The 23,010-nt window shown below is 60.2% G+C and carries 19 protein-coding genes and 1 tRNA gene; 11 read left to right on the top strand and 9 right to left on the bottom strand.

Annotated features, from left to right (window positions below):
• Positions 1–45: 45 nt before the first annotated feature.
• Entirely contained in the window at positions 46–1,485 is a 1,440-nt protein-coding gene (locus K3752_RS11795; protein WP_260063333.1) for an amidase family protein, read from the top strand.
• 263 nt (positions 1,486–1,748) lie between these two features.
• Here the strand turns inward: K3752_RS11795 and K3752_RS11800 are convergent, their stop codons facing one another.
• Positions 1,749–2,510, bottom strand: coding sequence for an NAD kinase (locus K3752_RS11800; RefSeq protein WP_170337641.1), 762 nt, complete (start codon positions 2,508–2,510; stop codon positions 1,749–1,751).
• A 168-nt stretch (positions 2,511–2,678) separates the two neighbouring features.
• Here K3752_RS11800 and glyA point away from each other — a divergent pair, with 168 nt between their 5' ends.
• Positions 2,679–3,974, top strand: coding sequence for a serine hydroxymethyltransferase (gene glyA / locus K3752_RS11805; protein WP_170337640.1), 1,296 nt, complete (start codon positions 2,679–2,681; stop codon positions 3,972–3,974).
• Between the two features lie 72 nt (positions 3,975–4,046).
• On the opposite strand, the gene K3752_RS11810 is transcribed toward glyA, so the two are convergent.
• Complete coding sequence (locus K3752_RS11810; RefSeq protein WP_260063334.1) at positions 4,047–4,421, bottom strand: hypothetical protein; 375 nt, start codon at positions 4,419–4,421, stop codon at positions 4,047–4,049.
• 47 nt (positions 4,422–4,468) lie between these two features.
• Between K3752_RS11810 and K3752_RS11815 the strand changes: the two genes are divergently transcribed.
• Positions 4,469–5,272 (top strand): alpha/beta fold hydrolase, encoded by an 804-nt coding sequence (locus K3752_RS11815; protein ID WP_260063335.1) that lies wholly within the window; start codon positions 4,469–4,471, stop codon positions 5,270–5,272.
• Positions 5,273–5,277: 5 nt separating this feature from the next.
• Here K3752_RS11815 and K3752_RS11820 read toward each other — a convergent pair whose 3' ends face one another.
• From K3752_RS11820 to K3752_RS11845, 6 genes are all read right to left on the bottom strand, one after another.
• On the bottom strand, positions 5,278–5,457 hold the full coding sequence (locus K3752_RS11820) for a hypothetical protein (protein WP_260063336.1): 180 nt from the start codon (positions 5,455–5,457) through the stop codon (positions 5,278–5,280).
• A gap of 85 nt (positions 5,458–5,542) precedes the next feature.
• Positions 5,543–5,935 (bottom strand): rhodanese-like domain-containing protein, encoded by a 393-nt coding sequence (locus K3752_RS11825; protein WP_260063337.1) that lies wholly within the window; start codon positions 5,933–5,935, stop codon positions 5,543–5,545.
• Positions 5,936–6,009: 74 nt separating this feature from the next.
• Positions 6,010–7,350 (bottom strand): HlyD family type I secretion periplasmic adaptor subunit, encoded by a 1,341-nt coding sequence (locus K3752_RS11830; RefSeq protein WP_170455989.1) that lies wholly within the window; start codon positions 7,348–7,350, stop codon positions 6,010–6,012.
• Positions 7,351–7,362: 12 nt separating this feature from the next.
• The gene (locus K3752_RS11835; RefSeq protein ID WP_260063338.1) at positions 7,363–9,654 is read right to left on the bottom strand and encodes a type I secretion system permease/ATPase; all 2,292 of its coding nucleotides are present in this window, start codon (positions 9,652–9,654) and stop codon (positions 7,363–7,365) included.
• A gap of 36 nt (positions 9,655–9,690) precedes the next feature.
• Positions 9,691–11,646 (bottom strand): type I secretion protein, encoded by a 1,956-nt coding sequence (locus K3752_RS11840; protein ID WP_260063339.1) that lies wholly within the window; start codon positions 11,644–11,646, stop codon positions 9,691–9,693.
• Between the two features lie 133 nt (positions 11,647–11,779).
• Complete coding sequence (locus tag K3752_RS11845) at positions 11,780–14,134, bottom strand: hypothetical protein (RefSeq protein ID WP_260063340.1); 2,355 nt, start codon at positions 14,132–14,134, stop codon at positions 11,780–11,782.
• Between the two features lie 604 nt (positions 14,135–14,738).
• Between K3752_RS11845 and K3752_RS11850 the strand changes: the two genes are divergently transcribed.
• Together K3752_RS11850 and K3752_RS11855 are read left to right on the top strand one after the other, a co-directional pair.
• A complete protein-coding gene (locus K3752_RS11850; protein WP_260063341.1) occupies positions 14,739–15,491 on the top strand; it encodes a response regulator transcription factor in 753 nt (250 codons plus the stop codon).
• On the top strand, positions 15,484–15,981 hold the full coding sequence (locus K3752_RS11855) for a hypothetical protein (protein WP_093962654.1): 498 nt from the start codon (positions 15,484–15,486) through the stop codon (positions 15,979–15,981). Before K3752_RS11850 ends, K3752_RS11855 begins: the two co-directional genes overlap by 8 nt.
• Before the next feature lie 32 nt (positions 15,982–16,013).
• On the opposite strand, the gene K3752_RS11860 is transcribed toward K3752_RS11855, so the two are convergent.
• Positions 16,014–16,099, bottom strand: a tRNA-Leu gene (locus K3752_RS11860).
• Between the two features lie 237 nt (positions 16,100–16,336).
• Between K3752_RS11860 and K3752_RS11865 the strand changes: the two genes are divergently transcribed.
• From K3752_RS11865 to K3752_RS11890, 6 genes are all read left to right on the top strand, one after another.
• Entirely contained in the window at positions 16,337–17,380 is a 1,044-nt protein-coding gene (locus K3752_RS11865) for a pyridoxal-phosphate dependent enzyme (RefSeq protein ID WP_260063342.1), read from the top strand.
• 53 nt (positions 17,381–17,433) lie between these two features.
• The gene (locus K3752_RS11870; protein WP_260063343.1) at positions 17,434–18,522 is read left to right on the top strand and encodes a Xaa-Pro peptidase family protein; all 1,089 of its coding nucleotides are present in this window, start codon (positions 17,434–17,436) and stop codon (positions 18,520–18,522) included.
• Positions 18,519–19,235 (top strand): aspartate/glutamate racemase family protein, encoded by a 717-nt coding sequence (locus tag K3752_RS11875; RefSeq protein WP_260063344.1) that lies wholly within the window; start codon positions 18,519–18,521, stop codon positions 19,233–19,235. Before K3752_RS11870 ends, K3752_RS11875 begins: the two co-directional genes overlap by 4 nt.
• 81 nt (positions 19,236–19,316) lie before the next feature.
• On the top strand, positions 19,317–20,465 hold the full coding sequence (locus tag K3752_RS11880; RefSeq protein WP_174819681.1) for an ABC transporter ATP-binding protein: 1,149 nt from the start codon (positions 19,317–19,319) through the stop codon (positions 20,463–20,465).
• A 103-nt stretch (positions 20,466–20,568) separates the two neighbouring features.
• A complete protein-coding gene (locus K3752_RS11885) occupies positions 20,569–21,660 on the top strand; it encodes an extracellular solute-binding protein (RefSeq protein WP_093962659.1) in 1,092 nt (363 codons plus the stop codon).
• Positions 21,661–21,733: 73 nt separating this feature from the next.
• Positions 21,734–23,008: an ABC transporter permease gene (locus tag K3752_RS11890; RefSeq protein WP_170358337.1), complete on the top strand. Its 1,275-nt coding sequence runs from the start codon at positions 21,734–21,736 to the stop codon at positions 23,006–23,008.
• Positions 23,009–23,010 lie beyond the last annotated feature (2 nt).

A 23,010-nucleotide genomic window follows, 5' to 3' on the forward strand; every position in this document is an offset into this window, starting at 1 on the left:
TGCAACCATTGGCAGACCGCCTACTGTGCCCTTGACGGAGGGCACATGGCAAATGACGACATCTGGCGCCTGAGCGCCGCAGAACTCGCAAAACTGACTCGCTCCGGCGAATTGAGCGCGACCGAAGCCGTCCAAAGCGCAATCGACCGGATGCACGCGCTGAACCCGGCGCTGAATGCCGTCGTCGAAGACCTCAGCACCGAGGCGCAGGAGCGCGCCCGCGCCCTCGATGCCCAGCGGGCGCGCGGCGAACCGACCGGCCCGCTGCACGGCGTTCCCGTCACGATCAAAGTCAATGTCGACCAGAAAGACCATGCCACGACCAATGGCGTGGCTGCTCTGAAGGACGTAATTGCCCCTGACGATGCGCCCGTCGTGTCGAACCTGCTGAAGGCCGGTGCGGTGGTGATCGGCCGGACCAACACGCCCGAGTTCTCATTCCGCGCCGACACCGACAACCCGCTGTATGGGCGCACGCACAACCCGTGGGGACAGCATATTTCGCCCGGCGGCTCCTCGGGCGGGGCCGGCGTGGCGGTGATGACGGGCATGGGGGCGCTGGCGCATGGCAACGACATCGGCGGCAGCCTGCGGTTCCCGGCCGCGGCCCTTGGCGCGGTCACAGTGAAGCCGGGCCTTGGCCGCGTCCCCGCATGGAACCCAAGCCAAACCGCCGAACGCGGTCTGCTGGCGCAACTGATGTCGGTGCAAGGACTGATCACCCGCAGCGCGGTTGACCTGCACCTGGCCATGCCCAGCCTCATCGCGCCGGATCCGCGCGATCCGTTTCACGTTCCGCTGCCATGGCGCATGGCCGAACCTGACCAGCAGCCGCGGGTGGCTTTCACCAAGAACACTTTCGGTTACGATCTCCACCCCGAAGTCGACAAGGCGCTGGACACGGCCCGTGATGCACTGGTTGATGCCGGGTACACCGTTGACGAGATCGACGCTCCGAACGTTTTTGAATGTGGACGGCTTGGTTATCGCGCATTAATGGGCGAGGTTCTGACCCTGATGAAAGCCGATGTCGAGGCGGCCGGGTCCGAGACCATCCAACGCATCTTTGCCACCTACTTTCAGGAATTCCCACCGATTACAGGCCCGGACCTGATCCGGGCACTGGCGCAGCGCAGCCACCATGCGCGGGAATGGTCCCTGTTCATGGAGGACTATCCGCTGGTGCTGTCTCCTTTCCTGCCGCAGCTCTTTTTCAGACCCGACCGCGACACAGAAGGCTCGGAAGGTGTGCACGAAGTGCTGGGCTGTGCAGTCTATTCCTATGCCATGAACTTTCTGGGCCTGCCCGCCGCCTGCGTTCCGGCGCGTTTGGCCGAATTGCCGAGCGGGCGCCAACCAATCAACGTTCAGATCGCGGCGCAGCGCTGGCGCGAGGGCCTTGCCGTGGACGCAGCCGTCGCGATTGAAGCCCGGGTTGGTCGTATGGCTGATCACCTGTGGGCCGATCTGGCAAGCACGGGCTGAAACACCAACCGCTTTCAAATGCCCCAAAATAATTGACCCCGGGACTGAGAGCCCGGGGTCCACGTGCTAAAATATGCCCGGATTGTGATGACGAGCGTAGCACCACCCACCCTCGCCAGCGCGAAAACTGCGCAATCATCCGAAAACACCATTTGGTGGCCACTCACTCCCACCGCGGCGTGTTCTCCGGGCAGGATCAGCATAGCCGAGAGGTAGTCGGCTTCCTGTGAACTGCTTCACATAAGCCCGAGAATATTGGGAATTTATGTAAATTGTTCAATCGTTAGACGCTCTTCCAGGCCATGCCCGGGGTCAAACAGGATCCTGTGACGGATCTTGGGTTCCGACCGAATCTCGACCCAATCGATATCCGGAAAGGATATGGAATCAGCGTCCGCCATCACCGGACGCTTGTCGGCCTCAAGCACGTCAAAGCGCACATGCGCCGTACTGGGCAGCAACGCACCGCGCCACCGCCGAGGACGAAAGGCCGCAATGGCCGTCAGCGCCAGAACATCCGACCCAATGGGCAGAATCGGGCCATGTGCCGAATAGTTGTAGGCGGTCGACCCGGCGGGCGTGGACAACAGCGCGCCATCACAGACCAGTTCGGCCAACCGCACGCGGCCATTCACGCTGATCTTCAGGCGCGCGGCTTGCGGACCGGCGCGCAGCAACGAAACCTCGTTAATCGCAAGGGCTTCGTGCACCTGTCCCGATTGGTCCATGGCCTTCATCGTCAAGGGGTTGATGACTTCTTCTTCGGCGGCTCTCAGACGCTCCATCAGATCGGCTTCGTGGAACTCGTTCATCAGAAACCCGATGGTCCCGCGATTCATGCCGTAGACCGGCACATCCAGATGCTGCGTGTTGTGCAGCGTCCGCAACATGAACCCGTCGCCGCCCAGCGCCACGATGACATCCGCATCTCGGGGGGCCGCATTGCCATAGCGTGCCACCAGTTTGTTGCGGGCCGACTGCGCGACATCCACGTCGCTGGCGAGAAAAGCGATTCTCTTGGTCATGTTTTCCGGTTTCCGGTGCTGCGCATTTGGTTCCGAAACAAACATACCTTTCCCCATTAGGCCAGACGTGACGCCGCAGCTGGCCATTTCGTCGCTTTAAAGTCTTTTTCATCCGTACAGTTTCCTATAGGAAATCCGCCAAACCAACCTCAGCCATGCGGAGCGCCCATGAACGCCAACCTTCGTGATACCGGTTTCTTCACCCAGTCCCTCGCGGATCGTGACCCTGAACTTTTTGGGGCAATCACCTCCGAACTGGGACGTCAGCGCGACGAGATCGAGCTGATCGCTTCGGAAAACATCGTCAGCGCAGCCGTCATGGAGGCGCAGGGCTCGGTCATGACCAACAAATACGCCGAAGGCTATCCCGGTCGGCGTTACTATGGCGGCTGCCAGTTCGTCGACATCGCCGAGAACCTGGCCATCGACCGCGCCAAGCAACTGTTCGGTTGCGAATTCGCCAACGTGCAGCCAAATTCAGGATCACAAGCCAACCAGGGCGTGTTCCAGGCGCTGATCCAGCCGGGCGACACTATTCTGGGCATGAGCCTGGATGCCGGCGGCCACCTGACCCATGGTGCCAAGCCCAACCAGTCGGGCAAATGGTTCAATGCGGTTCAGTACGGCGTGCGCAAGCAGGACAACATGCTGGACTACGATCAGGTCGAGGCGCTGGCCAAAGAACACCAGCCCAAGCTGATCATCGCCGGCGGCTCTGCCATTCCGCGCCAGATCGACTTTGCCCGCATGCGCGAGATCGCCGACATGGTAGGCGCCTATCTGCACGTGGACATGGCGCATTTCGCCGGTCTTGTCGCCGCGGGCGAGCATCCCAGCCCCTTCCCGCACGCGCATGTGGCCACGACCACCACGCACAAAACCCTGCGCGGCCCGCGTGGCGGCATGATCCTGACCAACGACGAGACGATCGCCAAAAAGGTGAATTCGGCCATCTTCCCGGGCATCCAGGGCGGCCCACTGATGCATGTGATCGCGGCAAAGGCCGTGGCATTTGGCGAGGCGCTGCAGCCTTCGTTCAAAGACTACATCAAACAGGTCGTCGTCAACGCTCAGGCGTTGTCGGATCAGCTGATCAAGGGCGGCCTGGACACGGTGACCCACGGCACCGATACCCATGTGGTTCTGGTCGACCTGCGCCCCAAAGGCGTCAAGGGCAACGCGACCGAAAAGGCGCTGGGTCGTGCGCACATCACCTGCAACAAGAACGGCGTGCCGTTCGATCCTGAAAAGCCGACCGTGACCAGCGGCATCCGTCTGGGCTCGCCCGCCGGTACGACCCGCGGCTTCGGCGAACCCGAGTTTCGTCAAATCGCCGACTGGATCATCGAGGTGGTCGATGGGCTGGCCGCCAATGGCGAAGACAACAACGGCGAGGTCGAGGCGCGGGTCAAAGCGCAGGTCGCAGATCTGTGCGCAAAATTCCCGATCTACCCGAACCTCTGACGACACAAGGTCAGAAACAACAAAATGGCGCCTTTAGCGGGCGCCATTTTTCTTTGCCGGCAGATGCCCTGATCAGATCAGACCGCGCCACCAAAGCACGACCAGGAACAGCGCGGCCAAGGCCAGAATATTGAAGGCCAGCCCCCCGAGCATGCCCAGAAACCAACCCCAGCGGCGATCCGCCAGATTGATGGCGCGCAGATGCGACTGAACATCCCTCGCCGCCTTTTCCAGGGTCGGCGAATCCAGGGTCAGCCGGAGCTTGGGATGCTCGACCAACGGCTCGGCACGGGCCAGTTCCATTGCCTGTTTGTATACCTTGCGCGGCAAGCGGCGCTTGGCGCGGCGCACCGACTCGGCCAGGGTCTTGCCCTTTGCTCCCAGTTTTTTGCGCAACAGAAATATCGTCTGCGCGATCTGGGTCTGAATTTCTGTTTCCTGAGCCATGCGCCCCTCCTGACGGGGCAATCTAACGGTCTGCGCAGGCGGTCACAATGGGGCTGGTTGTCCGGGGCGCCGGAGGCTATCAGAAAGACATGCTGAACACGATCACACATGGCGAACCGACGTCCCGCACACCGCTGTTGATTGCCCATGGGCTATACGGATCGGCCCGAAACTGGGGGGTGATCGCGCGTCGGCTATCAGATGAACGTCAGGTGGTGGCGGTCGACATGCGCAACCACGCCCACAGCTTCTGGGACGACCGGCACGATTATCCGGCATTGGCGGGCGATTTGGCTGCGGTCATCGAAAGCATGGGCGGCGTGGCAGACGTGATCGGGCATTCGATGGGTGGCAAGTCGGCAATGACATTGGCGCTCGAGCATTGCGAAATGGTCCACAGGCTGGTCGTGGCGGACATTGCTCCGGTTCGGTACAGCCATACGCAAATGCCATATATCGAGGCCATGCGCGCTGTGGACATGACACAGGTCGCGCGCCGCTCGGACGTGGAACAGCAACTGGCCGATCTCGGAGTCGAGAAGGCGTTGCAGAGCTTCTTCACTCAGTCGCTGGACGTTCCCGGCAAACGCTGGCGGCTGAATCTGGACGTATTGGCCAAAGAGATGCCGAATATCATGGGTTTTCCAAACTTTACCTCACACTGGGACGGCCCGGCGCTGTTTCTCGCCGGAGCGGAGTCGGACTATGTTCAGGCAAGTCACCGCGAAATCATCAAATCCTTGTTCCCGAACGCCCGTTTCGCCAAGATTCCGGGCGCAGGCCATTGGCTGCACGCCGAAAAACCGCGTGAGTTCGAAGCTGCTGTCCGGACATTTCTGAACGCCGCTTAAGCTCTCTATTGGTACAGGCGCTTGGCGGCCAGCCAGGATGCGGGCAAAGCCGCGACCGCTCCGACGGCTGCGGCACCCACGATGGCCAGGGTCGAAACCATCCCTGCGGTCAGCACGGCGATAACGGCCGTCCCCGCGAAGGCGGTCGCGATCAGGGAATACAGTAGCGCTGCAAGTCTCATCATGGCCAGTCGTCCTTGTTGATGGCGTCTGACGCTCAGATTGCCGAAGCTGAATACAATCGGCTTTGATGCAGATCAGGCTGGGTCCCTACATCCCGGAAACAACCGGGCCGACATAGTCGCCCCCGCCGTTTACCCAGTCCGAGAACCCACCCAGGTTGTAGACATGCTGATACCCCATGTCCTTGAGCAACTTGCCCGCAAGTGCCGCCCGTCCGCCAGAAGCGCAATGCAGAATGATCGGGCGATCCTTCCGCAGCTCGGGGTCATGCGACTGCAGCGCAGGATCGGCACGAAACTCGAGCATACCGCGTGAGATATGGTGAGATCCGACGGCGCGACCGGTCTTTTCCAGTTCAGGCGCATCGCGAATATCCAGCAGCAGCGCACCCTGCTGCAATAACTCCCCGGCTTGCGCGGCGCTGATACGTTGAACAACGGAATTCGCGGCCTCAAGCATCTCTTGAACGGTCAATGGCATTCGTGCGGTCCCTCCCGGATTTTCACGAATGCTAGCACGGGGCCCTTTGTATTTGTAAGCGCTATGGTGGGCGCCTATTGCTCGCGAAAGGCCCGAGACATGCTGTCGACGATCGGCTTGGCGATATAGGCGGCAAAGGTGCGTTCCTCGGTCTGGATCATGATCTCGGCCGGCATGCCGGGGGTCGGAATGAAGCCCCGTACCCGGTCCATCTCGTCAGGCTCCAACGACACCCGGGCCAGATAGACCTCTTGAGGTATTCCGCTGGCTTCTTCCAGAACCGCGTCCGCCGAGACGTAAAAGACTTCGCCCGTCAAAACCGGTGTCGTGCGCTGATTCAAAGCCACCAACCGCACGGTCGCGGTCTGGCCGGTCACAACACTGTCGATATCGGTGCGCGGGATCTGGGCCTCGATGATCAGCGGGGCATCAGCTGGCAGGATTTCGGCAATCGGCTTGCCGGTCTCGATGACGCCGCCCGGCGTGTAATAGTGCAGCCGCACAACCGTGCCATCAACTGGGGCGCGAACCACCGCGCGGGCAAGAACACTGCTGGCCTGGCGCGATTTTTCCCGCACGCTTTCCAGATCCGCCTCGATTACACCCAGTTCGTCCAGCGCTGCTTCGCGATAGGCCGACCGGGTCCGGGCGATCTGCTCTTCGTATTTCAGCAGCATCTGGCTGGTTTCCGAAGCCTCGGCCGCCAGTCGGGCCAATTGCCCGTCCGCTTCGGCCTGGACTCGTCGGATGGTGTTCAACTCGCCCTTTCGGACAAGCCCCTTTTCGAACAACGCGTTCTTGGTTTCGTATTCTTCCTGAAGGATCGCCTTGCGGCGCTCCATGCTTTCCAATTGCGCCTCGAAGCCGCTGGCCCTGATCTTCAGCGCTTCGATATTGCGTTCTAGAAGGGCAATGTCATTCAGCAACGTCTTGCGCGAGACTTCGAAACTGAGCCGCTGGTTGTCGAGAATGGTCATCACCTCAACATCGTCGGATGCCTCGATCAGGGCGGGTGAAAACTCCAGATTGTCCTTTTCGGCGTATTCGGCCAGCAAGCGCTCGACCATCGCCTGAAGGCGGATCTTGCGGATGAACAATTCACGCTCATTTGCCTCGGCCGAGGTCTGGTCGAGTGTCATCAAGACCTGCCCCTCCTGCACGGTCTGGCCTTCGGTGACCAGGATCTGTTCGATGATCCCTCCTTCAAGATGCTGGACGATCTTGTTGCGCCCGGTGGCCACAAAGCTGCCCTGCGCAATCACTGCGGCCGCGAGCGGCGCCTGAAACGACCACAGGCCGAACCCGCCGAAACAGGCGACCAGCAGCACGGTGCCCACGACTATGAACTTGGTTATCGATCTCGGAACCTCGGCGTACCAAAGGGCGGGATCGTCTACTTGTACCAACTCGTTCATCTTTACCCCCGTCTACTCTTTCAACTCGGGCTGCTGGCGCGGCCCGTTCAGTTGCTGCAGCACCTGCTCACGCTGACCGAACAGGGCGACCCGCCCGTCCGTCAGCAGCATGATCTTGTCCACTACGTTCAAAAGCGTCGGTTTTTGGGTGATCACGACCACGGTAATCTTGTTTTCCCTCGCCTGCTCGATTGCCCGGGCCAGCGCCTTGTCGCCCGCGACATCCAGGTTCGAGTTCGGCTCGTCCAGGACCACCATGCGTGGATTGCCAAAGAAGGCGCGGGCCAGCGCGATTCGCTGTTTCTGACCGCCGGACAGGGGCGAGCCATCGGCAGCGACCACGGTCTCATACCCCTGTGGCAAGGTGGCGATCATGTTGTGCACGTCAGCCAGGACGGCAGCATCATGAATTTGCTCATCGGTGGCATCGGCGCGCATTCGGCCGATATTGTCCTTGATCGTGCCCGGAAACAGCTGAACGTCCTGCGGCAGGTACCCGATGCTTTCGCCGAACTGGCGCGGATCCCAGTTTCGGATATCCATCAGGTCGAGCCGCACGCTGCCCGAGGTCGGCAGAATCGATCCTACCAGCGTTTTGCCCAGCGTGGTCTTGCCCGCGCCCGAGTTGCCGATGATCGCCAGCGTCTCGCCCGGGTTGAGCGAAAAACTGATGCCGTTGAGAACCACGCGTTTGGTACCCCCGGGTACAAACAGAAGGCGTTCAACATCCACTCGTCCCTCGGGGCGGGGCAAGCGCAGCTTCTCATACTGAAGCGCCGAATTGGACAGCAATGCCTTGATGCGGCTGTAGGCACCGCGAGTCAGCAGGAATGTATTCCAGCCCTCGATTGACCCTTCGATTGGCGCAAAAGCCCGCCCAGCGATGATCGAGGCCGCGATCACCATACCGCCCGTGATTTCGCCTTGCAGGGCCAGATAGGCCCCCCATCCCAGAATGCCGACCTGCGTCAGCAGGCGCACGGTGCGTGAGATCGCCGCGAACACCACGTTTCTGTCCTGCGCCCGGACCTGCCAGGTCAGGGAGTTGGCGGTGTCGCGCCCCCAGATCCGAACCGCCTCGGGGATCATTGCAAGTGCGTTGATGATCTGGCTGTTCCGCGACATCGAATCCAGATGCTGGTTGGCCAGAGACTGGGCCATGTTGGCCTCGGCAAACGGTTTGGCCGTCATCCGCTGGTTGATCAGCGCGATAACCATCAGGATCACGGCCGTCACCACCACGATCATGCCCAACTCGGGGTGAACCAGGAAAATCATAAGGATGAACAACGGCGCAAATGGAACATCCAAAAAGGACAGAAGGGTGCTTGAAACGAGAAAGCCGCGGATCTGCTGCAGATCGCCCAGCGTCTGATACTCGCGACCCGTCCCGTGCAACGATGCATGCGCCGCGGCGCTGAGGGTCGGAGCGCCCAGTCGCGCCGCCACTTCGACCCCGGTGCGCATCAACATGAAGCGCCGCACCGCATCGAAAGCCGATTGAAAGATGATTGCCCCGGCTACGATCGCCGTCAGCATGATCAAAGTGTCCAACGAGCGGCTGGTCAGCACCCGGTCACTGATCTGGAACAGGTAGATCGGGATCGCCAGGATCAGCAGATTGGTGGCGCAGGTCAGAACCAGAACAAAGGCAAGGTTTCGCCATATCGCTCGCATCGAGGTCCGAAGGGTGCGTTGAAAGTCTTCGGGCGGCGTGCGTTTGTGAAAAGTTTGGGGTGGCCCTTTGCCGCCGCCATCGCCTGAACCAGTGCGCAGCAGCGGCTTGTTCGCTTCGGCCTCGATAGTGGTGCCCATGCGATCCGTCCCACCCGACCGGGACGAGGGGGTCATGCGCGCGGTCGGGCTTTCGACGGTTTGCGGTTCCGAGTCCTCGGCATTGGCCACCCCTTCGCCGTCACCCGCACGCCCTTCCACGGCGACGGTCTCCGGCGTTTCGCGCCGTCGGGGAGAAGCGGCGCTGAATGTTGTTTCCAGTGTGTTGTCGTCTGGTATTTTCTGATCGGTTTCGTCCCGGGCTTCCGGTGCCGGAGCCGCAACATTTCGCGCAACCTCTTGCTCCTTCTGCGCCGTCACCTGGCCCTCCTGCGCTGCCTTGTTCTGGCTCTGCTCGGTCACGGGCACGCGCATCTCCTTGGTCAGCCTTAGCCGTGCGGTCAGCCGTTCCGTTGCAAATGACGAGCCAGACACCATGTCGCTGGGTCGCAAAGTCAGAGGCTGTCCGCTTCCCGACCGGTCCAGCGGGCTGGCATATCGGGTGCGGCGCGACGAAAAAACGATCGACATAAACAAACCTTCCGGTCACTCGTAAAAAAGGGAAAATCAGGTCAGGATGGATTGCATTCCTACATTGGCGTCCAAGTCTTCAGGGGTCAGGACAGGAGCGGTCGGGCCGCTGACTGCTTGCCCGGCGGTCATTGCCTCCTCCATCAGGATTGCGATGGCTTCGTTGGCAAATTCCGGGCTGATCTCATTCTCGGGCAAGTCGATGAGACTGGCCTGGTGCAGCAAAAGCTCGGAATACGCGCCCTGCCCGGCCATGACCACGGAGTCCACGCCCAGCTTGTTGATGTTGGCCGCATTCAGCATCGCGTTGCTGCCGGCCACGACTTCGGTACTGGCCCCATGCGGACCGGACAGGAAAATGTCATCCTGATCGGCAAGCATCGTGACCTGCTCGAGAATATTCACCTGCAGCAGGTTTCCGTCGATCTTCAGAACGCGCATCTGCTCCATACCCGCGAACATCGGATCGTTCAGCAATGCGTCCTCGAGCGCGGCCATGTTCATCTCATTCAGAGCCATGGCCTCGGCCATGTTCTCCTCAAGCGCCTCCTGCAGGTCCAGGCCGTTGGTCATCACCGAGGCCTGGTTCATCAGCAGGTTTTCGTTCGCACCTCCGGCAGGTCCGGCTAGGCCGCCCGACACCACGTCGTCATCCATCAGGACAAGCGTCTGGAACAACATGTCGACCGAGATCATGTCGCCGCCGATCATGATCAAGTCATAGTAACTGCCGAGTTGAACAATATCGGCCACGTTGACCATCTGGTTGCCACCCATCGCATACATGGTCGAAGATGCGGAAATCTCGGTCTGGATATGGTCGATGTCGGTGGCGTTGATGACCTGCTTGAGGAAGTTGGCAACCACCAGATCGCCATGGATCCAATCGACGGTCAAAAAGGACGGCTGCCCGGCCGCACCAGCGACAGCCGAGGTTCCGGCAAGCCACGGCGCAGGATTCGCCTCGGTTTCAATCTGGGCGGATTGGACTACGTTGGTGCCCGCGCCGCTGCCGGTGTTTCCGACATCAACATCTGATACCAGCGCGACCTGGCTGATCATCGTCAGGCTGATCGCTTGTCCACCCACGGCGATGAAGGGGGCATCCACCCAACCGACGTTCAGTGCGACTTCGTTGATCGCAAGATTGCCGCCGGTGACAACGGTATGACCCTCGTGTGACTCCGGCCCCTCGGACTGGCTCCACTCGGCCGGATAGGACTGTGACACCAGATTTTCCTCAGCCTCCTCGGGCTGGTGGTAGGCCGGCAGAAGATCGCTCCAGACCGGAGCCTCCGACACGTGTTGACCGTTTACGATGATGCCTTCCGCGTCTTCACCTTGGAATTGGTGAACCGTGACACCTTGGACCGATCCGTTCATCGGTGTCGTTATCTGTTCGACCAGCGTATCCATGTATTCTGGCGTCATGTAGTCCGGTATCGCCAGTGAAGGCACCGCCATCGCATGAAGCGACTGCGCCACGTCCAGCGCGGCCTCGGCCTGCGCTGTCAGCATCGCCGCATCGCGGAAGTCGCCCGCGCCGACGGTATCATTGTCGCGCAGGACCAATGTCTGGAATGTGTAAGTGACGGCAGACCCTATCAGGTCGCTGACGACCTGCGGCTGCAACATCAAGAATTGCGGCCCGACCGAGATAGGCAATTCGGACTGCGGAACGAATCCGCCCGGCGCCAACGGGTCACCGATCTGGATGCTCGACTCGAGCATCGGACCGGCGGGTGGCAGCGGCAACTGCGGGTCCGCGGGCGGTTCGGGGAAACGGTAGGGAAGCGGGTCGTAGTCCTTGGGCTTCAGATCCAGATCGGCCTTGACGACAATCCTGATCGGATCCTCCAGGCCTTCAACTTCGGCCAGCCGTCGGAGCGCCGTAAACTCCTCGTATTGCTGCCGCAGGATGGCCTGTTCCATCGTGAGCTGAAAAGTACCAATAAAATGCGCGATCGTTTCCGTAATGCTGTCAAGTGACATCTGGACTATCCCTGTCACCCTTTCCGGCAGAAAATTTCCGGGTCTGGGTTAAGTTGGACCGAGGCCATGAAACACGGCCCCGGTGTTTTCATCAAAGACCGGAGGCCGAAATCGCGGCCTCCGGGGTCAGGCATTATGCCTCGGTGTCGTCGCTCGCGTAGGTCGAGCTCATCGAACCGCCAACCATCGTGGTATCGACCGAGTTGCCAAGCACGTTGGCGCCCATGACGATCGTCTGGTTGAAGGCCGAGGTATCGACCACTGCTGCTGCCGACGCGTAGGATTCACCGGTGACGATACCGTCGCCACCATTGTTGGAACCCCAGGTGCCGCCATTGCCGCCGGCTCCGCCGTCACCTGAATAGGCGCCGGCCGCGCTGCCACCGGTGACTGCGCCACCCGTGGTATCGCCGGACATGGCGCTACCCATGGCGTAGCCGCTGGTACCACCATTGGCCGCAGACGCACCGCCTGCACCACCGGCTCCCGAGCTGGCCGCGCCAGTCGCGCTACCGGATCCGGTCGAGTTGGCATCGTTGTCGGTGTACGACGCGCCGCCGTATCCCGCGATGGCTTCGGCCAGACTGTCGGCGGAACCGTTTGTGTCAGCGTCAGCAAAGACTTCTGCCGCACCACCGGTACCGGCCGTGTTGACCGCATCCGCAGAACCCGCACCGTTACCGGACGAGGTGGACGTTGGCGTCGTGGTCCCACCGGCTCCGCCAGCGCCTTCTGCACTGGACGAACCCGAACCGGTTCCATTTGCCGCGCCATTGGCCGCGTTCGAACCGCCGGATCCGCCGGTTCCAGTCGACGTCTGCGGGTTGCTGGCCGCACCGTTCACGTCACCGGGCGACTGGCTGATATTCGGACCGCTTGCGGCCAGATCACCGACGCCCTGTGCGCCAGAGTTGGCTGCCGAGCTGCCGCCCGTGCCCGCTCCGCCGGACCCTGCGCCACCGGTTCCGGCACCGCCGGTTCCTGCGCCGCCGGTTCCAGCACCACCGGTGCCCGCTCCGCCGGTACCCGGGTTGTTGCCCGTGGTTCCGCCGCCACCGGTCGCAGCGTCGGTATCAGCCGCATTCAAGGCCGGACCACCATCCGCGATTTCCTGGTTCAGCGCTGCAATGGCTGCTTCGACCATGGCCGAGAATCCGCCGGATCCCTCGCCACCAGAGCCTTCGCCGCCAGCACCTTCACCACCCGAGCCCGAGCCGCCGGAACCCGTGCCACCGGAACCAGGCCCGCCGGTGCCATTGGCGCCACTTTGCGCGCCGCTGCCAGCCATGCCCGCACCCGTGTTGCTTCCGGCCGTCGCTTCATTCGCTTCGGTCGTACCGGTGCTATTGTTCGATGCAGAACCCGAGTTCGATGACTCGCCGTTGCCACCATTGGCGCCGTTCGCACCCGACTCGTTTCCGGCCAGGCCAAGGCCCGCGCCGATCGAACCGGTCGCGTTTTCACCACCGTTGGCATTGCCTTCCGAGTTGGCGCCGGACAGTCCCAGACCAAGGCCAAGACCGATCGAGCCGGCATTACCGCCTTCACCGCCAGTTCCCTGGCCGTTGGCATTCGAACTGCCGGTGTTGTTGGCGCTGGAGGTGCTGTTGGCGTTGCCGCCATTGCCAGCCGTGCTTTCGCCACTGGCTTCGGCGCCCGACAGACCAAGACCCAGGCTCGTGTTGTTGGCGCCGCCCGAGGCCGCACCGTTGCCGCCTTGCGAAGCCGCGCCGGCATTGCCGGTGTGGCCGCCCAACGCGAATGCGTGGCTGCCATTGGTCTCGCCGCTTGCGGCACCGCCGTAGCTGGTTCCGCCGGAACCCGAATTACCGCCGCCGGAGGAGGAACCAATGCCCTCTTCGGCATAGGCCGAACCGCCCGTCGCGCTGCCGTTCTGATAGAACGAGCCGTCATTCGAAAGGCTGGGCGAATCCAGCGTGTCATCGTCACTCAGGCTGGCCAACTGGTTGTTGATCGACGACATGTCATTGCCGTCACCATTCATCGAGATGGACAGGTTCAGATCATCGCCGGGATCATAATTCACGTCGTTTCCGGCCGTGATGACATCACCGATCGATGCCGAGTCACCGATATCCAGATCGACCTGGTCATCGTCGCGCGGGATCCACTCACCTTCACCGAAATCGATGTTGATCGAGTTTGCGATGCTGTTGCTGTCATCGCCGCCATTGACGTTCGATTGCTGCTGACCTTGCTGCTGGCCCTGCTGCTGCGCCTGGCCCTGATCCTGACCCTGGGCCTGTTCGTTTGCGACCTCGGTCGCCTGAGCCTGAGCCTGGTTCTGTTCGTCTTCGTTGTTAACGGCGTTTTGAACTTCCTGACCCTGCTGCTGTTGCTGCGCGGTCAAGTCAGCCTCGATACTTGCTTCTTCGACGGGCATATCCACCGAGATCGGAGCATCGAGATTTTCAACATTAACTTCGTCAACGGTCGTGACATTGGTATTGTTCACATTGCGTCGCATAACAATCTTCCATTTTTGAAGCGCCAGACCGCCATTCATCTACAAAGCGATATTCGGCGCGGTTGAAAAATATTATTGAGCATCCATTCGCGAAACTGCGCATGTCTGCGGCCTTGTCTTTCGAATGATGTGTTGTCACCCCCCTTTCTCGGCCAAGCCGATTCCGTGACTGCTCAAAATCACGCGAAAATACGCGGGCCGCAGACACGCCAGGTACAAGTACACTTCGCAAATTGAAGCACGACACAGGGTACAGATGCAGTTCCGTCTGCCTAGCTGGCAGAAAGTATTAACATCACTAAAACGCTGTTTTGCTTAATGTATTACTTGAACACGCGTTTCAGGGTCGAGTTCGAAGCCGAATTGGCCTGCCACAAAAGCCGGAAAAATTTAGTTATTTGAATCCCGATATTTAAGCGGCCTGACCGTCAAACGACCTTAATCGAAAGTTCTAAAACCCGGTGATTCCCAAAGCCGTACAGTTGTCGAAAACTGAACTTTCTGGTATGCTCAACACAGATTTTAGATTGTTTTTATTCAGTTTCACCTCGGCCAATAACGGCCAATTCAGGACGTAATCCGGGGTATTTAGGGGGGCACAAGAATGAGCATTTCCGAATTAAGTAACAGTTCCTGCACGATCGACGAAAACGAAGATTTTATGATTGTTTTTATTGGGAAAGAGCTCTTCTACTCCAACCAAACCCTGCGAAGCGTTCAGCACGAATTCGGTGTGGCAGCCCATCGGTTTGAATCTCTCGCGGCATTCTTGTCCCAAGCCAGCAATGCTGAGGGTTCCGGCAAGATTGTTGTCGTGGATCAGATCATGATGGAGGATCTGCTGGCCCGTCCCTCCGATTATGTCCGATCGTCCATGCCGGGATGCCTTGCCTTCGCATACCGCAAAGAGGACGCAGCCCGTTTCGTTTTCGAGCGATGGGACCGATCCCGGTACGGATCAATCGGGTTTCTTCCGATGAACGTCGCTCCGGACGCATGGCGCGCGATCCTGCGGCTGCTGATGCATGAAGAGTTGTACCTGCCGGGATTTGTGGCCAATTGCGTTGCATCGAAGCCGTGCGCGACAGGTGCGACTACGGCCCGAGAAACTCCGAAATCCCCTGCGGCTGGCCCTCTGTTGTCAAAACTGACCCGGCGCGAGAAGCAGGTTCTGCAACTTGTCTCCGAAGGCAAAAGCAACAAGGCGATCGCTGCCCAGTTGGGTATCACCGAACACACGGTCAAGCTGCACATGCACAACGTGTCGGGCAAGATCGGTGTCAGCAACAGAACGGCAGCGGCGCATTTCTTCTTTGAGGCGGCGGCGCAGGACGCGCACCGAACCTCGGTTGACTGACGACTTCGAAGCCAGGTTCGATCGGTTGATCCTTTTGGTCGGCCGCCTGAACTATGTCTGGACGAACACCGAAAGCCTGCTGATTCATCTGATTGCCGGCCTCTCGGGGACCAGCAAAGACGTAGCCGTCATCATTTTCCTGACCCTGAACACGACCCGCGCCCGAATTGATCTGGTCGAGCGTCTGGCAAAGATGGACGGAAGGCCGGCCTCGGTTCGTGATCCGATCCTAGAGCACACGCAGCGGCTCAGCCGTCTGTCTGGCATCCGCAACAAGTTCAACCACTGCATCTATTCCTTCGACCAGGAAACCGGGAACCCCAAAACGATCCTGATGCGCATTGCCGATCGAAAAACCGACATCAAGCTGGGACGCGAAGATACGGTCGACGAACAGGCGATGCAGGAAATCGAGGATGTCGTCGCGCAGCTGTCGGCGGCGAACCAGGACATCTGGCGGCTGATCTCCAAGCTGGGTTATCCGGTCTGACGATCGCCCTCGGCCAAGTCGACCAGTGTGTTTGGTGCGGGCGGTGGGACTCGAACCCACACGGCGCTAGGGCCTTCGGATTTTAAGTCCGATATGTCTACCATTCCATCACGCCCGCATCCGGCCGGTCTGATGCACCGGCGCCGGATCACGTGCCGAACACTTACACGCACCCATACCGATTGCAAAGACCGCAAGCGGTCAATTCGCCAGCCTGATCAACGCCGATTGGTTCAGGGCAGGCGGCCACTTTTCCTAGGGAGCAGGAAGTGTGCATTTCTCGCGTTTCACTCCTTTGCCTTGACAGACTGACTGCATTTCTATGACGTCTGCCGGATCGTTGAGGGAGGCCGCGATGAAGACCGTTACCAACCCGTATCGGGGCAAAGGCAAACTGCTTTCTCAGGCCCCCTTCCCTTCAACCAACTCTAACCGATTGGCGCAGCTTCTTTCTCTGTGTCCGGCCTCCGGCGTGACACCACTGACCGAAGCACCCGGTTTGGCGCCCGTTTCCCGCCTGTGGATCAAAGATGAACGGACGCGGATGAATCTCGGGTCGTTCAAGGCATTGGGCGCGGCCTATGTCATCGCCTACCAAGCGAGCGAAGCCACCGAGACACCCGACAACACATCCCTTGCTGGCCGTACTTATGTAACGGCCAGCGCCGGGAACCACGGCCTAAGCATGGCTGCGGGTGCGCGCGTTTTTGGTGCGAATGCCGTAGTGTTCATTTCTGAAACCGTGCCCGAGAGCTTTGCTCAGCGCCTTTCGGCGCAAGGTGCGCGAGTGGTGCGCGAAGGCGTCGATTACGCCGCAAGCATGAGCGCCGCAAGCCGCGCGGCGAACGACAACGACTGGACGCTTCTGTCAGACAGCTCTTGGGAAGGGTATTATGACCTGCCCCATCTCTTGATGGAGGGGTACGTTCAAATGGCTGTCGAGGCGGTTGATCAGTGTCCCGAACCTCCGACATTGATCCTGCTGCAGGCCGGAGTAGGAGGCATGGCGGGCGCCGTTGCCGCATGTTTCCGAAAGGCTTGGGGAGACGACCCCAAGATCATCGTGGTCGAACCGGCCGCAGCCCCGGCGCTGATGGCCAGCATCCAAGCCGGCGCGCCGGTTTTTGCAGACGGTCCGGACAGCATCATGGGACGGCTGGATTGCAAGGAGCCATCGCTGATTGCACTGAATGGACTGGCGCGGGATGCCGATCAGTTTCTGACGCTGGAGGATGACACCGTGGCCGCTCAGCTTCCGGTCATGGCAGAGGCCGGGTTCGAAACGACTGCGTCAGGCGGCGCCGGACTGGCCGCCGTTCTGGATGCCGATAGCCGCAACTTGCTCAATATCGGACCACAGGACCGCGTTTTGTGCATCGTGACCGAGCAAGCCTCGTGAGAGGGTTCGAACAAGCCGAGTTCGCGGACAGAACTGCGCGTGCACAGGATCTCATGCAAGAGCATGGCCTGGACGCCCTGCTGCTGACGACCGAGCCCGACGTCCGGTATTTCAGCGGCTTTCTGACCCGGTTCTGGGAAAGCCCGACGCGCCCCTGGTTCCTTGTCGTTCCTGCGACCGGCAAACCTGTCGCGGTGATCCCGTCGATTGGCGCGGCCTTGATGGCGCAGACCTGGATCGAAGACATCCGCACCTGGTCCGCCCCGGATCTGGCAGACGACGGAGTATCGTTGCTGGCCGAAACCCTGCGCGAACTTGTTCCGGACGGCGGCTTGATCGGATGTCCCGATGGGCATGAAACGCACTTGCGGATGCCGCTTGCAGATTTCGGGCGTCTGAAATCCGAAATCGACCGCCGCAGGATCACCGGCGACCTTGGCATTCTGCGCGACCTGCGCATGGTCAAATCTCAAGCCGAAATCAAAAAGATCGAAACCGCCTGCCTGATCGCGGGACAGGCTTTTGAGCGGGTTCCTGAGATTGCATCGGCCGGTGTTCCTCTGGATCAGGTCTTTCGACGGTTCCAGATGTTGTGTCTCGACGCAGGCGCCGATTGGGTGCCTTATCTTGCCGGCGCGGCCGACCAAGGCGGATATGGCGACGTGATCTCACCGGCAACCCAACGACCGTTGAAGCCGGGCGACGTGCTTATGTTGGATACCGGGCTGGTCTGGGATGGGTATTTTTGCGATTTCGACCGCAACTGGTCAGTCGGCCCGGCCAGTCCCGCCGTGCGCGCGGCGCACCACGCGCTGATCGATGCGACCGAGGCGGCGTTCGAGCAGGCCAGACCGGGCGCGACGGCCTCGGACCTGTATCACACGATGAGCTCGGTCCTGTCCCGTGGCGGCGGCGGGACCGAAGCCGGGCGCCTGGGCCACGGATTGGGCATGTCATTGACCGAGTGGCCTTCGCTCATCCCAACGGATCACACGGTTCTGAAACCCGGAATGGTGTTGACGCTGGAGCCAGGTATTGAGGTCGGTGGCAAAATACTTGTCCACGAGGAAAATGTGCTGGTCACCGAAGGCGCCCCGCGGTTCCTGAGCCCCAAGGCACGACGGGAGATTCCCGAGGTATGACAACACTGCCATTTTCTCTGGACACGGATGACCCGGACATATCTCCGCTTGGCCTGATCGTTCTGCAGACAGACGAGACGATCGAAGGCGATTTCCGCAGGCTTTTTGCCGGCGACCCTTCACCCATTTATGTCTCGCGCATAACCAGCGACCCGCAGGTCACGACCAAGACGTTGACTCGCATGAAGCATGCGCTTCCAGCGGCGGCAGATTTACTGCCCAAGGCGCGCCCCTTCCGGGTTGTGGGTTACGCCTGCACCTCGGCAAGCTCGGTCATCGGGTCGGAAAAGGTCGAAGAACTGATAAAGCAGACTTGTGATGTGCAAACGGTGACCAACCCGCTGCGCGCCGCGGTTGCGCAGGCGCGCGAATTGGGTGTGTCACGCTTTGCACTGCTGTCCCCTTATGTGGAGCAGGTCAACACGGCGCTTCGCGCGGCCTTCGCCGATCAAGGGGTCCTGATGGATGTGTTCGGCACCTTTGGGATTTCCGAAGAATCAAAGGTCGTCCGGATTTCAACGCAATCCATCGTTGACGCCGCGGTGAGGCTGGGTTCGGACAGTGCGGTCGAAGCTGTTTTTCTCAGCTGCACCAACCTTCGTACTTTGGACGCCATCCCGCAGATCCATGAACAGATCGGCAAACCGGTCCTGTCCAGCAATCAGACCCTTGCGTGGCACATGCGGCGCCTCAACACTGCGCAAAATCCCTGAATCCCACCCAATGGGGATTGGTTTTTGTCATTGAGTCTTGCCAGCCGGACATTGCTGCGTCTTTAATGTACTCAGGGATCAATGAAATCCGGACCAACCGGATCAAGAATTGACGCAACAGGGGGTCTTGTGACCGGCACTTCTAGCGACGCCGCGTTTGTCGAATTTCAACGCGTTCAAAAATCGTATGACGGCGAAAATCTTGTCGTCAAAGACCTTAACCTCGCGATGCCAAAGGGCGAGTTTCTGACAATGTTGGGCCCATCGGGATCTGGCAAGACCACTTGCCTGATGATGCTGGCCGGGTTCGAAACTGCGACGCATGGCGAAATTCTGTTGGATGGGCGACCGATCAACAACATTCCGCCGCACAAGCGTGGCATCGGGATGGTGTTCCAGAACTATGCCCTGTTCCCGCACATGACGGTGGCCGAGAACCTTGCCTTTCCGCTGGAAGTCCGAAAAATCGGCAAGTCCGAGCGCGAAGAAAAGGTCCAGCGCGCCCTCGACATGGTGCAGATGGGTGCCTTCGGCAGCCGCCGACCTGCGCAGCTGTCAGGCGGACAACAACAGCGTATCGCCTTGGCCCGCGCGCTGGTCTTCGAACCCGAATTGGTTCTGATGGACGAACCGCTGGGCGCATTGGACAAACAGCTGCGCGAGCACATGCAGTTTGAAATCACGCGTCTGGCCCATGAATTGGGGATCACGACCGTCTATGTGACCCACGACCAGACCGAAGCGCTGACCATGTCGGATCGCGTAGCGGTCTTTGACGATGGGCGGATCCAGCAGCTTGCACCGCCGGACCAGCTTTATGAAGAACCGGAGAACAGTTTCGTTGCGCAGTTCATCGGTGAGAACAACACGCTGGAAGGCGTTCTGAAATCCGTCGATGGCGGGAAATGCGTCGTCACGCTGGACGATGGATCCGAGATCGATGCGGTTCCGATCAACGTGAGCCAACCGGGGGAACGGACCAAGGTCTCGATCCGGCCCGAGCGCGTGGAATTCAACAAGGATCGCCTCAGCCCCGAAGCGCATACGCTCAAGGCTGTGGTCAAGGAATTCATCTACATGGGCGATGTATTCAGGTTCCGCATGTCGGTGGCCGGCAATGATGAATTCATCGTCAAGACCCGGAATGCCCCTGACGCCGTCAGGCTGACACCGGGTCAGGAGATCGAGATCGGATGGCTGGCGCAGGATTGCCGCGCTCTGGACGCCTAGGCGCGCCCGGCTTCGCAATCCGCCCCCAAGCCGAAAGAACCGACCGACGAAAACCCGTGCGTTGGTCGACAAATCATAAAACGGGAAAAACTGGGAGCTACATATGAAACGTACCACCACAATGCTGACAGCTGTTGCTCTGGCAACTGCAGCAGGCGGAGTTTCCGCCGAAGAAATGACGATCGTGTCCTGGGGCGGCGCCTATTCCAAGTCGCAGCTCAAGGCCTATCACGAGCCCTATTCGGAAAAGACCGGCGTCACCATCCTGAACGATGACAGCTCGGCCGAGGCCGTGGCCAAACTGCGCGCCATGAACGAGGCGGGCAACATCACATGGGATGTGGTCGACGTGGTTGCCGCGGACGCGATCCGTCTGTGTGACGAAGGTCTGGCGATGGAAATCGACCCGGATACCCAGCTGGCGCCTGCGCCGGACGGAACTCCGGCTTCGGAAGACTTCGGCGATCTGCTGGTCAGCGAATGCTTCATCCCTCAGATCGTGTATTCGACCACCTTTGGGTATCGGACCGACATGGTCGGAGACAACCCGCCGACCGACATCTGCGCGGTCTTCGACCTGGAGACCTATCCCGGCAAGCGGTCGCTGGAAAAGCGCCCGATCAACAACATGGAATGGGCCCTGCTGTGCGACGGCGTCCCGAAGGACGAAGTGTATGACGTTCTGGCAACCGACGAAGGCCAGGACCGTGCTCTGAAGAAGCTGGACACCATCAAGGACAGCGTCGTCTGGTGGTCCGCCGGCGCCGATACGCCCCAGCTGCTGGCTGACGGCGAAGTCGTCATGGGCTCGACCTACAATGGCCGCCTGTTCAGCGTCATCGAAGAGCAGAAGCAGCCCGTCGCCATGCTGTGGGACGCGCAGGTCTTCGATCTGGACGGCTGGATCATTCCCGCCGGTCTGAGCGAAGAGCGCAAGCAACGCGCGCTGGACTACATCATGTTCGCGACCGACACCCAGCGCCTGGCGGATCAGGCCAAGTACATCTCGTACGGCCCGGCTCGCGCTTCGTCTGCTCCGCTGGTCGGCAAGCATGCCGAACTGGGAATCGACATGGCTCCGCACATGCCGACCGATCCGGAAAACGCCAAGAACACGTTCCTCTACAACTACGAGTTCTGGGCTGACTACCGCGATGACATCGACGCCAAATTCCAGGCGTGGTTGGCGCAATAAGCGCTTGAATCTCTGAAGAAACGTCAGGTGGCGGTGCGCCGCCATCTGACCCGGGCACAAACAAGAGGCACTGATGACTGACGCAAGCCAAACCGCAGGACCCATGCTGGCAGCGGACGGAACGCCGCTCAAGCAATCGCTGGCGCGTTCATTGCGACGTCAGAAACTGCGCGCGCTTATGCTGATCGCGCCTTTGCTTCTGTTCGTGCTGTTTTCCTTCCTCGTACCGATTGCATCGATGCTGTTTCGGTCAGTCGAAAACGGAATTGTCTCGGAAACCCTGCCCCTGACGGTCGAAGCGCTGGACAACTGGGATGAAACCAGCGGCGAATTGCCGGGCGAGGACGTCTATGATGCCTTCGTTCGTGACATGGTGGTCGCGATCGAAAACAAGGAACACACCCGGCTTGGCACGCGTCTGAACTACGAAGAAACCGGCATGTCTTCGCTGTTCCGCCAGTCAGGCCGCAAGATCAAACGGTTGGATCCTGAAGCCGACGGTCCGTTCAAGGAAAAGCTGATCGAGATCCACGACGGCTGGGGGGACCCGCAGACGTGGCGCGTGATCAAAACCCATGCGGTTCCGATCACCAACGGTTACTTCCTGAACGCAATCGACATGCGGCGCACCCCGGAAGGTGCTCAGGCTCAGCCGGAAGACAAGCAGATTCTCATCAAGCTGTTCGGGCGTACGTTGTTCATGTCGCTGGTAATCACCGGGGCCTGCATCCTGCTGGCCTATCCGGTCAGCTACCTGCTGGCGACCCTGCCAATGCGCGTGTCGAACCTGCTGATGATTCTGGTTCTGCTGCCCTTCTGGACGTCGCTTCTGGTGCGGACATCCGCATGGAAGGTCATGCTGCAGCAGCAGGGCGTCATAAACGATACCCTCGTCTGGCTCGGGCTGGTCGCAGATGACGCCCGGCTGATCATCATCAACAACCAGATCGGCACGATCATTGCCATGACGCATATCCTGCTGCCGTTCATGATCCTGCCGATGTATTCGGTGATGCAGACGATTCCGCCATCCTACACCCGCGCGGCCAAATCCATGGGCGCGACGAACTGGACCACGTTCTGGCGGATCTACTTCCCGCAATCCATCCCGGGCATCGGAGCGGGATCGATTCTCGTGTTCATTCTGGCAATCGGCTACTACATCACGCCCGAAATCGTGGGCGGCACCAAGGGTGTTTTCATCTCGAACCGGATTGCCTATCACATATCGTCGTCGTTGAACTGGGGCCTGGCTGCAGCATTGGGGACGATCCTGCTGGCAGTGGTTCTGATCCTCTACTGGGTCTACGACAAGATCGTGGGCATCGATAACGTGAAGCTGGGGTAACC

Source organism: Ruegeria sp. B32 (assembly GCF_025141855.1).
In the GTDB taxonomy this organism is placed as follows: Bacteria; Pseudomonadota; Alphaproteobacteria; order Rhodobacterales; family Rhodobacteraceae; genus Ruegeria; species Ruegeria arenilitoris.